Source organism: Flavobacterium marginilacus (assembly GCF_026870155.1).
GTDB classification, from domain to species: domain Bacteria; phylum Bacteroidota; class Bacteroidia; order Flavobacteriales; family Flavobacteriaceae; genus Flavobacterium; species Flavobacterium marginilacus.
Window position 1 is genome coordinate 4,428,839 of sequence record NZ_CP113975.1, and the last position, 12,497, is coordinate 4,441,335.

Annotated in this window: 10 protein-coding genes; all 10 read right to left on the reverse strand. The window is 35.7% G+C overall.

Going from position 1 to position 12,497, the window contains the following annotated elements; all coding sequences use genetic code 11:
* Positions 1–7: 7 nt before the first annotated feature.
* The 10 genes from ftsA to OZP07_RS18375 all read right to left on the reverse strand — a co-directional run bounded on the left by ftsA (position 8) and on the right by OZP07_RS18375 (position 12,463).
* Positions 8–1,399: a cell division protein FtsA gene (gene ftsA / locus OZP07_RS18330; RefSeq protein WP_194641673.1), complete on the reverse strand. Its 1,392-nt coding sequence runs from the start codon at positions 1,397–1,399 to the stop codon at positions 8–10.
* Positions 1,400–1,405: 6 nt separating this feature from the next.
* Positions 1,406–2,128 (reverse strand): cell division protein FtsQ/DivIB, encoded by a 723-nt coding sequence (locus tag OZP07_RS18335; RefSeq protein ID WP_281636246.1) that lies wholly within the window; start codon positions 2,126–2,128, stop codon positions 1,406–1,408.
* Positions 2,115–3,464: a UDP-N-acetylmuramate--L-alanine ligase gene (murC, locus tag OZP07_RS18340; RefSeq protein ID WP_281636247.1), complete on the reverse strand. Its 1,350-nt coding sequence runs from the start codon at positions 3,462–3,464 to the stop codon at positions 2,115–2,117. The genes OZP07_RS18335 and murC overlap by 14 nt, the downstream gene beginning before the upstream one ends.
* A gap of 65 nt (positions 3,465–3,529) precedes the next feature.
* Positions 3,530–4,618, reverse strand: a complete 1,089-nt coding sequence (gene murG, locus OZP07_RS18345) for an undecaprenyldiphospho-muramoylpentapeptide beta-N-acetylglucosaminyltransferase (RefSeq protein WP_281636248.1) — start codon at positions 4,616–4,618, stop codon at positions 3,530–3,532.
* 79 nt (positions 4,619–4,697) lie between these two features.
* The gene (locus tag OZP07_RS18350; RefSeq protein WP_281636249.1) at positions 4,698–6,017 is read right to left on the reverse strand and encodes an FtsW/RodA/SpoVE family cell cycle protein; all 1,320 of its coding nucleotides are present in this window, start codon (positions 6,015–6,017) and stop codon (positions 4,698–4,700) included.
* A 72-nt stretch (positions 6,018–6,089) separates the two neighbouring features.
* Positions 6,090–7,421, reverse strand: a complete 1,332-nt coding sequence (gene murD, locus OZP07_RS18355) for a UDP-N-acetylmuramoyl-L-alanine--D-glutamate ligase (protein WP_281636250.1) — start codon at positions 7,419–7,421, stop codon at positions 6,090–6,092.
* A 3-nt stretch (positions 7,422–7,424) separates the two neighbouring features.
* Positions 7,425–8,657: a phospho-N-acetylmuramoyl-pentapeptide-transferase gene (mraY, locus tag OZP07_RS18360; protein WP_281636251.1), complete on the reverse strand. Its 1,233-nt coding sequence runs from the start codon at positions 8,655–8,657 to the stop codon at positions 7,425–7,427.
* A gap of 7 nt (positions 8,658–8,664) precedes the next feature.
* Positions 8,665–10,128 carry a UDP-N-acetylmuramoyl-L-alanyl-D-glutamate--2,6-diaminopimelate ligase gene (locus tag OZP07_RS18365; protein ID WP_281636252.1) on the reverse strand — a complete coding sequence of 488 codons (1,464 nt, stop codon included), beginning with the start codon at positions 10,126–10,128 and terminating at the stop codon, positions 8,665–8,667.
* Entirely contained in the window at positions 10,125–12,125 is a 2,001-nt protein-coding gene (locus OZP07_RS18370) for a penicillin-binding protein (RefSeq protein ID WP_281636253.1), read from the reverse strand. The genes OZP07_RS18365 and OZP07_RS18370 overlap by 4 nt, the downstream gene beginning before the upstream one ends.
* Positions 12,116–12,463 (reverse strand): FtsL-like putative cell division protein, encoded by a 348-nt coding sequence (locus OZP07_RS18375; RefSeq protein ID WP_194641664.1) that lies wholly within the window; start codon positions 12,461–12,463, stop codon positions 12,116–12,118. The genes OZP07_RS18370 and OZP07_RS18375 overlap by 10 nt, the downstream gene beginning before the upstream one ends.
* Positions 12,464–12,497 lie beyond the last annotated feature (34 nt).

The following is a 12,497-nucleotide window of genomic DNA, read 5'->3' on the forward strand; positions in this document are numbered from 1 at the left end:
AATTTACTTACTCTGCGTTATCTAAAAACTCTTTAATCTTATCCACATATTTATCAAAAAACGATCTTCTAATTTTATTTTCTGTTGATTCCTCTCTTACAGGTTCTGTTTGAAGTACTTTTTCAGGCTGTACATACACCTCTTCTTTTATTTCTGGTTTTTCTTCAACAATAGGCTCTCTATAATAGGTTATTTTTTCAGGAGCTGCAGCTACCTGCATTTTAACTGCGCTCTGTGTTTTATTATCAATACTATTCATTACCAGTCCAACAGCAGTTGCATATAACGGACTTGAAATTTCCTCATCTGAATTACCAGCTAAATGCTCATTTGGATATCCAATTCTTGTATCCATTCCGGTAATGTACTCAACCAACTGCTTGATATGTTTTAATTGTGCTCCTCCTCCTGTAAGGACAATTCCGGCAATTAATTTTTTGCGCGGATCTTCATGTCCATAAGCTCTTACTTCGGTAAAAACCTGCTCAATTATCTCAACAACTCTTGCATTTATTATTTTCGAAAGATTCTTTAACGAAATCTCTTTAGGCTCTCTTCCTCTTAATCCTGGAATAGAAACAATTTCATTGTCTTTATTTTCTCCAGGCCAGGCCGAACCAAATTTCACTTTCAACAACTCGGCTTGCTTTTCTATAATCGAACAGCCTTCTTTGATATCATCTGTAATCACATTTCCTCCGAAAGGGATAACTGCTGTATGACGAATAATTCCGTCCTTGAAAATTGCCAGATCAGTCGTTCCACCTCCAATGTCAATAAGAGCAACTCCAGCCTCTTTTTCTTCCTGACTCAAAACAGCATCCGAAGATGCTAACGGCTCTAATGTAAGCCCCGACAATTCAATACCTGAACTCTGAATACATCTGCCGACATTTCTAATAGAAGATGCCTGTCCTACTACAACATGAAAACTGCTTTCCAGTCTTCCTCCATACATTCCAATCGGTTCTTTAATATCTGACTGCCCGTCAATTTTAAATTCCTGTGGCAATACATGAATAATTTCTTCTCCTGGCAGCATAGCGAGTTTATGCACCTGATTGATCAATAAATCAATATCATTTCCTCCTATTACTTCTTCAGGATTACTTCTGCTGATGTAATCACTATGCTGAATACTTCTTATATGCTGTCCCGCAATACCTACTACAACATCTTTTATTTTATAGCCTGAATTATTTTCAGCCTCAAGAATCGCTTGCTGAATCGACTGGATTGTCTGAGTGATGTTATTTACAACACCTCTTGCAACACCTAAACTTTTAGATTTACCAACACCTAAAATTTCAAGTTTTCCATACTCGTTCTTTTTGCCTATCATGGCAACTATTTTTGTTGTCCCAATGTCTAGACCTACTGCAATATTCTCTTTTTCCATTTTCTATTATTTTGTGCAAACTACCTGTTCCGTAAACCGGAGATCTATTTTTTTATATTTATACAAAGAACTGTCCAAACTTACTTTTTGAAAAAAAGCTTTGTAATTTTGAAATTTTCGTTCTACATTTATCAAACCGCCAAAATCAATTTGATAATTATAATTTCTATTGAGCATTAATAAGCTACCATTAGGCATAATTTGTATCCCAATGATGTTTTTTCTCAAAAACGCATCATCATAAATTATCTTAAATAATTTAAATAAATCTTTGTTGTTTTTCTTGTTTATCTCCCCAGAAACAAGTGGAACCCGAGCTGTAAAATTTGCCGACAATGGCATGGTATTCCCCTCACTGTCAATATAAAAGGAACCCTCATCATTAAAGACCCTAGCAATAGGGGTCTTTTGTTTTACAACTGCTTTTAGAACACCATCGATACTTACATAAACATCTGCTTTCTCGATCATTTTCTGAGCATTTAATACCTGCTCCAATTTGTTCAAATCTAGCCTATCTTTTCTTATAGTTTTAGCATCCGGATTATTTTCTATCAACAATTTATTAACCGTTTCGCTTTTTAAAAAAAGAGCGTTATCACCTACAAAAACAACTTCTGTTTTAATCAATTTTCTCTTCGAATTTCTTTTTGACGTAAATGAAAAAAGAAAAATGACCAACGAAAACATTAGTAATAATCTTATATTATTCCAATTAAAAACTTTCATATAATGCTTTTTTAATTGACGGAACCATCTCACCTAAATCACCCGCTCCGATTGTTACAATTACAGCGGCATCATTAGCTAAAATTTCAGAAATGAGATCTTCTTTATTCACTATTTTCTTATGTTCATTTGTCATTTTATCCATAAGCCATTGTGAAGTTATTCCTTCCATCGGCAGTTCACGTGCAGGATAAATTTCCATCAGAAATACTTCGTCAAAAGCAGACAGACTTTTAGCAAAATTATCTGCAAAATCCCTTGTTCTGCTAAATAAATGCGGCTGAAAAACTGCCAGTACTTTTTTACCCGGATACAATTCCCTAACAGCCTGATGAACAGCATTTATTTCGGTAGGATGATGTGCATAATCATCAATATAAACTAAATTATCGCTTTTAATCTGGCATGAAAAACGTCTTCTTATTCCTTTAAATGAATCCAAAGCCCTGGCAACAGCGTCAGTCGGGGTGCCGTAGGTTACTGCCATGGCCAATGCCATTAAAGCATTCATTAAATTGTGTTTACCCGGCAGTCCGAAACGCAGATCTTTAATCAGACCGTTTGGCGTTTTCACATCAAAAACATAACTGCTGTTTTCTATCCTCACATTCAGAGCCTGAAAAACTGCCTCTTGATTAACTGCGCAGACAATACCGTCAATTGGCAGTTCATTAGTTATAAAAAGATTCTTCTTGTCTTTAATTTTATCAGCAAATTCCACAAACGAAGCTTCGATTGCATCACTTGTTCCATAAATATCTAAATGATCCGCATCCATTGAAGTCACACAAGCAATATTCGGATGCAGATGCAGGAAGGAACGGTCAAATTCATCAGCTTCGACTACCGTGACTGTTTTACCGTTTCCAATTAAATTAGAATCATAATTCTCAACTATTCCGCCTATAAAAGCTGTAACATCTGCACCGCTTTCATATAAAATATGCCCCAAAATACTTGAGGTAGTTGTTTTGCCATGCGTTCCCGCTACCGCAAAGCAAAAAGTATCTTTGGTAATAATTCCTAAAACTTCAGCTCTCTTTTTCAATTCATACCCGCGCTCCATGAAAAAATTCCACTCAGAATGTGTAAATGGTACCGCCGGCGTAATTATAACCAATGTATTTTCAACGTAATAATTACTTGGAATCAAACTGATATCATCTTCAAAATGAATATCAATACCGCTTTCAATCAATTCACTGGTAAGGATTGAAGGTGTTTTATCATAGCCTGAAACGTGCTTGCCAATAGCTTTAAAATAACGGGCTAAAGCACTCATCCCAATGCCTCCGATTCCTATGAAATAGACGTTATGTATTTGATTTAAATTCATTTTGCTTTATTTATATTTTATCATCCTTCTTCTGCATTCAGCAGTTTTTATAAATACTGATCCGTTTATTTAATCAGCTTCACGATTTCATCAGCAATCTGAGCTGTTGCATTTGGTCTGGCCAGCAGCTTAATATTCTGGCTTAACTGCTCCTGCTTTCCTGGGTCTTTAATCAAAGATTCAAAAACCAGACTGAAGTCGTCATCCAATTGTGATTCTTTGAGTAAAATTGCTCCTTTTTTATCTACAATTGCCTGAGCATTTTTAGTCTGATGATCTTCGGCTACATTAGGAGACGGAATAAAAATTACTGGTTTCCCCACTATGCACAGCTCCGAAACCGAAGATGCGCCAGCTCTGGAAATCACAACATCTGAAGCCGCATAAACCAAATCCATTCTCTCAATAAAAGCCATTACCTGAACATTGTACTGATTGTATTTTTTATAATCTTCAAAATAAAATTTTCCGCACTGCCAGATTACCTGAACATTTAACGAAAGTAATTTATCCAGCTGCTTTTCGATTAACTGGTTGATTCTTCTGGCTCCAAGACTTCCGCCCAGGATCAATAATGTTTTTTTATTTCTGTCTAATTTAAAATGCGCAATAGCTTCCTCTCTTTTAGACTCTATATCCAATAAATCCTGACGAACGGGATTCCCTGTTAACGTTATTTTATCCTGAGGAAAAAATCTTTCCAAATGCTCGTATGCAACACAAATGCTGTTTGCTTTTTTACTCAGCAGCTTATTAGTGATTCCAGGATAGGAATTTTGTTCCTGAATAACTGTTGGAATATTCATACTGTTAGCCATTTTCAATAATGGCCCACTGGCAAAACCTCCTGTTCCAATAACCACATCAGGTTTGAACTGCTTGATGATTTTTCTCGATTTCCATAAACTGTCAATAAATTTCAAAGGCAGCATTGCATTCTGAAAGGTTATTTTCCTCTGCAGACCGGCTATCCAAAGGCCTTTAATTTCATAGCCTGCCTGAGGTACTTTCTGCATCTCCATTTTGTCTTTGGCACCGACAAACAAAATATCAGCATCCGGGAAACGGAATTTCAATTCATTTGCGATTGCAATGGCTGGATAAATATGACCTCCGGTACCGCCTCCGCTTAAGATAAATTTATGCTTTGTCATTTTGAAAATTTCTAAGTTGCGTCTTTTTAATACTAAATTGTAACGGACTGCATTATTACATTACACACTAATAAACCAATTATTTCAGCACTGCATTCATTGGATTATTTGAATTATCCGTAATCGAATAATTACCTGTGTCAAAATTGTCATTACCATTTTTTAAATCTGCTTCCGCGAGATCTGCTTCCATTTCTCTGTCTATAAGCTTTTGAAGAATTTCTTCTCTTTTTTCTTTATCTAATTTTTCCTGAGCAATTTCTTCTTCTTTTTTGGTCACACTTAAAATAATTCCAAGCCCAAAACAAGTCATCCAGATAGAACTTCCTCCGCTGCTTATCAGAGGCAGGGTCTGCCCCGTAACCGGCAATAATTCAACGGCAACTGCCATATTAATCATGGCCTGAAAAATCATTGGAAAACCTAATCCAATTACCACTAATTTCCCAAAAAGAGTGTTCGCTTTATGAGAAGCAACGACAAATCTAAATAGCAAAAGCAGGTACAAAACCAAAACCCCTAAACCGCCTACTAATCCGTATTCTTCAACAATAATGGCATAAATAAAATCGGAAGAAGACTGCGGCAGGAAGTTTTTCTGAACACTTTTACCAGGCCCTAAACCATATATCTGACCGGAAGCTATAGCAATTTTGGCCTTTTCAATTTGATAATCATCCTCATCAGCTTTATTGCTTGTGAAATTTTCTATCCGGCTTTCCCATGTTCCTACCCTGCTAAAAAATCTTGACTCTGGAAATTGTTTTGATATCAATACAAAAAAGGTTAACATCACTGCTCCTGAACCAATGATAAAAAAGATGTATTTCAAAGGATATCTTCCAATAAAAACAAGCATAAGCACCATTGAAAAAATCAAGGCAGTTGTAGAAAAATTGGCAGGCAGAATAAATACCAGTGTAATAAAAACAGGAGTCCAAAGTTCCCAAAGCGAAGATTTGAAAGTAATAGGAGTTTCTCTGGTCTTAGATAAATAACGGGCAACAAAGATAAATAAAACAATAGCTGCAAGTGTTGATGTCTGAAATGACAACCCAACAAACGGAATCTGAATCCATCGGCTCGCATTGGCGCCTGCAATTACAGTACCTTTTACAAGAGTGTATCCTAATAAAAGCCAGACAATAGGCAGTCCAGCCTTGGAAATTGCTCTAAAATAATGATAAGGAATGTTATGTACCCAATAAATAATCAGTATACCAAAACAGATGTGAGCTAAATGCTTTACCAGATAACCCAAAGTATTACCAGTACCATGACCTAAATAAGCCAAATTACTGCTGGCACTAAAAACAGGCATAAAGGAAAACAAAGCCAATAAGATCACGAATGACCAAATGCCTTTATCTCCTTTTAACTTGCTAATTAGCTCTTTCATTTTTTTTGTTTAATGTTTTTATTGTTTAAAGTTTAAAATTTTGCGACATTAAACTTTAAACCTTAAACTATTTTATAAATTTTTAACCGCCTGCTTAAACTGTCTTCCTCTATCTTCATAGCTTTCAAACAAATCAAAACTTGCGCATGCCGGTGACAATAAAACAGTATCGCCTTTTTCGGATAAACGCTGTGCCATTTTTACAGCTTCATTCATATTGTCTACTTCTACCATAATATCGACCACACTGCCAAACGCATCAATAATTTTTTTATTATCGATTCCTAAACAAATAATAGCTTTAACTTTCTCACGTACAAGTGACATTAATTCATGATAGTCATTCCCTTTATCAACACCCCCAACAATCCAGACAGTCGGCGAATTCATGCTTTCCAAAGCAAAAAATACAGAGTTCACATTGGTAGCTTTAGAATCATTTATATACTGAACATTCTGAATTTTGAGTACTTTCTCTAAACGATGCTCAACACCTTGGAAATCGGACATGCTTTCACGAATAGTACTTTTTCTAATTTTCAAAATATTGGCAACTGAACTTGCTGCCATGGCATTTTTCAAATTATGTTTTCCTTCTAATGAAATATGTTCTGTATCCATTGTAAACTCTTCTGTATTGATTTTAACTTCCATTGTGTTATTTTTTATAAACGCTCCTTCGCTATATTCATCGGTTAACGAAAAAGGAATTAATTTAGCTCTTACTGTATTATTCTTTAACCATTCTAAAATGGCCTCATCATTTGCATCATAAATAAGGAAATCTTCCTCGGTCTGATTCATTGTAATTCTGAACTTTGAATCAATATAATTTTGATATTTGTAATCGTAGCGATCCAAATGATCCGGACTTATATTTGTTATTACTGCAACATGCGGTTTAAAATTCACAATGCCGTCCAGCTGAAAACTGCTTAACTCAATAACATAGTAATCATAATTATTATCTGCCACCTGCCAGGCAAAACTTTTACCAACATTTCCGGCTAATCCTACATTCAGCCCTGCTGATTTTAACACATGATGTGTTAACATTGTAGTTGTAGTTTTACCGTTGCTTCCAGTAATTCCAATAGTTACTGCGTTTGTAAAAGCGGCCGCAAATTCAATCTCAGAAATTATAGAAACACCTTTACTCTTTAATTGCTTAACGATGGGTGATTTATCTGGAATACCCGGACTCTTCATCACAACATCAGCATTCAGAATCAATTCCTCAGTATGCTTTTCTTCTTCCCAGGCTATTTCATTAATAACCAGTACTTCTTTATAACTGTCTTTTATTTTTCCAAAATCAGAAACAAAAACATCATAACCCTGTTTCTTACCAAGGATAGCAGTACCTACACCGCTTTCTCCTCCTCCTAATATTACCAGCCTCATATATTATCTCAGTTTCAGTGTGACAATAGACAGAATGGCCAGCATAATTGCGACTACCCAAAACCGTGTGACTATCTTACTTTCATGATAACCTTTCTTTTGATAGTGATGATGAAGAGGTGCCATCAAAAAGATTCTGCGTCCTTCACCAAAACGTTTTTTGGTGTATTTGAAATAGCTCACCTGCAGCACAACCGAAAAATTTTCGACCAAAAAGATTCCGCAGAATAAAGGAATAAGCATTTCCTTGCGGACAGCAATTGCCAGTACCGCAATAATACCTCCAATGGTTAGACTTCCCGTATCTCCCATAAAAACTGAGGCAGGATAGGAATTGTACCAAAGAAAGCCAATTAATGCTCCAAGGAAGGAAGCTATAAATACCGTCATCTCTCCAGAGTTTGGTATATACATTATATTAAGATAATTGGAGAAAATAATATTTCCCGAAACAAACGTAAAAATCATAAGAGCAAAAACGGACACTGCAGAAGTTCCCGCGGCTAATCCGTCAATTCCATCCGTTAAATTAGCTCCATTTGAAACTGCAGTAATAATAAAAACCACTACTGGTATAAAGATTAACCAAGCCCATTTTTCGTAGCCCTCGCCTGTCCATGCTAATACCTCGGCATAATCAAACTCATTATTTTTGAAGAAAGGGATAGTTGTAGCTGTAGATTTCTCTTCAACAGGAGCCTGCTTAATTACATTTTCGGTTGTAATTGCTTTAAAAACATCACTTTTTCCTGCATCGGTTCTGACAGTAACTGCTGGGCTAAAATAAAGCACAGAACCAACAATTATTCCTAAACCTACCTGACCAAAGACTTTAAAAATACCTTTAAGACCTTGTTTATCTTTCTTGAATATTTTAATATAATCATCAATAAAACCAATAACTCCCATCCACAAGGTGGTAACTATTAATAAAACAATATAGATATTATGCAGTTTTGCAAAAAGCATAACAGGAACAAGAGTTGCAAAAATGATAATGATACCTCCCATGGTAGGCGTACCCGCTTTTTCATTTTGACCTGCCAATCCAAGTTCACGCACTGTTTCACCAACCTGCTGTCTGCTTAAAAAACTAATTATTCGCTTCCCATAAATAGTAGACAACAACAATGATAACAATAAAGCTAAAGAAGATCTAAAAGTGATGTATTGAAAGACCCCTGCTCCAGGAACATCCATTACTTTGTCTAAATATTGAAATAAATAGTATAGCATATTGTTTTTATTTTAATAGTTGATTTAAAATTTCTTTTACATTTTTCATGTCATCAAAATCATGACGTACCCCTTTGATCTCCTGATAAGTTTCGTGTCCTTTACCAGCAATCAATATAATATCATTTGACTGTGCCAATTGACAAGCCGTTTTAATTGCTTGAAACCTATCTGTAATTGACAGCACTTTCTTGAAATTTTGAGCCTGAACCCCTTTTTCCATTTCATGGATAATTGTTTCCGGTTCTTCATTTCTTGGATTATCTGAAGTCAAGATTACTTTATCACTCAATTCTGTCGCGATATTAGCCATAACCGGGCGTTTTGCAGTATCTCTGTTTCCGCCACAGCCTACAACTGTTATTAATTGTTCATTATTTGTACGCACATCGTTAATAGTGTTCAAAACATTTTCGAGAGCATCCGGCGTGTGTGCATAATCGACAATAGCCGTAATATTTGCATTAGAAACTATATATTGAAATCTTCCTGAAACGCTTTCCAATTCTGACATCAATCGAAGCACTTCAAAACTGTCCAAGCCCAGCTCGACAGCAGTTCCGTAAATTGCCAAAAGATTATATGCATTAAAATTTCCAATCAGTTTTACCCAGACTTCGTTGCCGTTTATTTTCAAAAGCAGACCAGACAATTGATTCTCCAGAATTTGTGCTTTGTAATCAGCATATGTTTTTAAAGCGTATGTTAATTTTCGGGCAGTAGTGTTTTGAAGCATTACCGGACCATTTTTGTCATCACTATTAGTCAATGCAAAAGCAGAACTAGGCAAATGATCAAAAAAAGATTTCTTTACATCTCTATATTCGGCAAACGTTGGATGATAATCCAGATGATCATGGGACAGATTTGTAAATATCCCTCCTCTAAAATGCAATCCTTCAGTACGTTTTTGATGAATTCCATGCGAACTTACTTCCATAAAACAATACTCAACACCAGCCTCAATCATCTCATTAAGGAAATAATTGATCGTAATAGAATCTGGCGTTGTATGCGTGGCTTTGTGCTCTGTTTCATCAACCAAAATCTTTACTGTAGACAGTAATCCTACCTTAAAGCCTGCTTTTTTAAATAATTGATACAGCAGTGAAGCAATAGTAGTTTTACCATTTGTCCCTGTAATACCAATTAGCTGCAGCTTTTGCGAAGGGTCACCATAAAAATTAGCCGCCATAAAAGCCAAGGCTGTATTCGTATCTTTTACGCAGACATAGGTTATTCCATTTATCAGATTTTCTGGAAGCGTATCGCAGATAATTGCCACTGCACCAAGACCGATTGCTTTTTCAATAAAATCATGCCCGTCAGAAATAGTACCTCGAATCGCCACAAAAACATCATCTGCCTCAATTTTTCTTGAATCGAAATGCAGCTGATTAATAGCGATTTCTGTAGAACCCGTTACAGATTCTATCGCCACTTTATATAATATGTCTTTTAATATGCTCATGATAATTCCAATAGAATTGATGAATTTTTTACAATATTCTGACCAGCCTGGAGCGATTGTTTTTTAACTTTTCCAACTCCAATAGCCTTTACCTTTAACCCTAAATTCTCCAATAAAGCAACTGCATCCATACCTGACATTCCTTTTACATTTGGAATTACATTATGCTTTTTTTGCACCTTTGTATAGTAAGCATTGTAACTGCTTTCCTGTATAGGATTTGGACGATCCAATTTTTTAATCACATTCGTTGAAGGCGTATCAGTAAATATTTTTTGAGCTATCCTTTTAAATACAGGCCCGGCAACATCGGCACCATAATAATTATTGTTTGATGTATTAGGCTTATGAACCACTACAATACAAGAATATTTAGGATTATCCGCTGGAAAATAACCCACAAATGACGAAGCATAATGCTTATCTAATCCTCCATTTTGAGCATAATTCATTTGTGCTGTTCCTGTTTTACCAGCCATCGAAAAATCCTTAGAATATAATTTAGATCCAGTACCTTTTTTTACCACATTTTCAAGAACAGCCTGAACTTTTTTTAATGTTTCATCAGAACAGATCTTCGGATTCATTACTTCAGTATTGTATTTTTTTATGGTTTTGTCCCATGCTTTTATCTCTGTTACCAGCATTGGTTTTACCATCACGCCATTATTTGCAACCGCATTATAAAATGTCAATGTCTGCAATGGCGTAACCGAAACGCCATATCCAAATGCCATCCACGGAAGCGAAATATTAGACCAGTTTTTATCGCCTGGCTGCGGTATAAAAGGAACTCCTTCACCTCTAAAAGCTAATCCTAATTTTTTATTCAGCCCAAATGAATTAACGTGATTCACAAATCTTGTCGGATTGTTTTTGTAATTATTATATACTGCCTGAACCATAACTGTATTTGAAGAAAGCTCAAAACCTCTGGCCAATGATACTTCACCATAGCCTCCTTCATGAGAATCTCTCACTTTGCGGCCAGAATAGATAATTATACCTCGATGACTATCATAAACAGTACTGGTATCTGCTACTTTGTCTTCTAATATTGCAATTAAATCAACCAATTTAAAAGTCGAACCAGGCTCATGAGACTCAGCATAAGCATAATTTGTTGTCTCGTAATAACTCCCGTCATTTGCTCTACCCAAATTTGAAATCGCTTTTACCTGACCCGTTTTAGTTTCCATAACTACAACACAGCCGTGATCTGCTTCATATTCTTCCAGTTGTTTCAATAATGCATGATGCGCTATATCCTGAATGTAAACATCTATAGTCGAGATAACATCGTAACCGTCCTGAGGTTCTACTTCATTTACATCTCGAATTGGTTTCCATTGCCCTTTTGCAATTTTCTGTTTTAATATTTTGCCGTCCTTACCGTTAAGGAATTCACGATAAGCCCACTCTATACCTTTACCATCTGAATAGCCGGTTAATTTTCTTTCATACCCAATGGTACGTTCTGCTATTTGTCCAATTGGATGTTCGCGAACTGTTTTTTGTTCAATTATGACACCTCCCTTATAAGCTCCCAAATTAAAAAGAGGAAATCCTTTTATCTTCATATATTGAGTAAAACTCAACCCTTTGGCTACCAAATAATATCTGTTTTTATGAACTCGGGCTTTCCTTAATTCATTTTGGATTGTACTGCTTGATTTTCTTAGCATCATTCCCAATGAATCCGAAAGCAATTTTACATTTTTTTCAAAAGCTTCTGTTTTTGGCGCAACTGCATCAAAACGAATTGTATAACTCGGAATTGAAGTAGCCAAAAGACTTCCATCGGCAGAATAAATATTCCCTTTATTGGCAGGAATAACAAAATTCTTCACTGTTCTTTCTTTAGCCAGCTCCCTGTAATGATCGCCATCCACCCATTGAATATTAGTCAGCTTAACAGCAATAGCCATTGCCATCAAAAAGATGAAAAAGGCAACCAGATAGGTTCTATAGGATATATATTTATCTTCTACTGCCATAACTTCTCTAAGAAATTTTTCTCTTCAGGTTCTTTAACTTCAATTTTTACAGGAGGCACGGTCGATGGAAAAATTTGTCTTTCTTCCATTTTAGCCGAAACCGTAGATTCCATTTTAAGCTTCATCAGCTCCGAACGTCTGTCTACAAATTCAGAGCGCAGTTCTTTCACTCTATTTGTCAATTCAACAATCTTGAACACTTTTTGCTCATAACGCTGTGTATTCGCAATCATTATTATAGCAAGTAAAATCACAAATACAATAAAACGCCAGTTTTTGACAGCGTTATCATCAATTAGATATTGTGCTTTTAATATGTTATAAATTCCACCCTTCATTAGTAAATTATGAATTATGAGTTATGAATTATGA

Bases quoted from the DNA above. Each gene is read 5' to 3' on its own strand.
- ftsA (WP_194641673.1), bottom strand. From the start codon at position 1,399: ATGGAAAAAGAGAATATTGCAGTAGGTCTAGACATTGGGACAACAAAA.
- OZP07_RS18335 (WP_281636246.1), bottom strand. From the start codon at position 2,128: ATGAAAGTTTTTAATTGGAATAATATAAGATTATTACTAATGTTTTCG.
- murC (WP_281636247.1), bottom strand. From the start codon at position 3,464: ATGAATTTAAATCAAATACATAACGTCTATTTCATAGGAATCGGAGGC.
- murG (WP_281636248.1), bottom strand. From the start codon at position 4,618: ATGACAAAGCATAAATTTATCTTAAGCGGAGGCGGTACCGGAGGTCAT.
- OZP07_RS18350 (WP_281636249.1), bottom strand. From the start codon at position 6,017: ATGAAAGAGCTAATTAGCAAGTTAAAAGGAGATAAAGGCATTTGGTCA.
- murD (WP_281636250.1), bottom strand. From the start codon at position 7,421: ATGAGGCTGGTAATATTAGGAGGAGGAGAAAGCGGTGTAGGTACTGCT.
- mraY (WP_281636251.1), bottom strand. From the start codon at position 8,657: ATGCTATACTATTTATTTCAATATTTAGACAAAGTAATGGATGTTCCT.
- OZP07_RS18365 (WP_281636252.1), bottom strand. From the start codon at position 10,128: ATGAGCATATTAAAAGACATATTATATAAAGTGGCGATAGAATCTGTA.
- OZP07_RS18370 (WP_281636253.1), bottom strand. From the start codon at position 12,125: ATGGCAGTAGAAGATAAATATATATCCTATAGAACCTATCTGGTTGCC.
- OZP07_RS18375 (WP_194641664.1), bottom strand. From the start codon at position 12,463: ATGAAGGGTGGAATTTATAACATATTAAAAGCACAATATCTAATTGAT.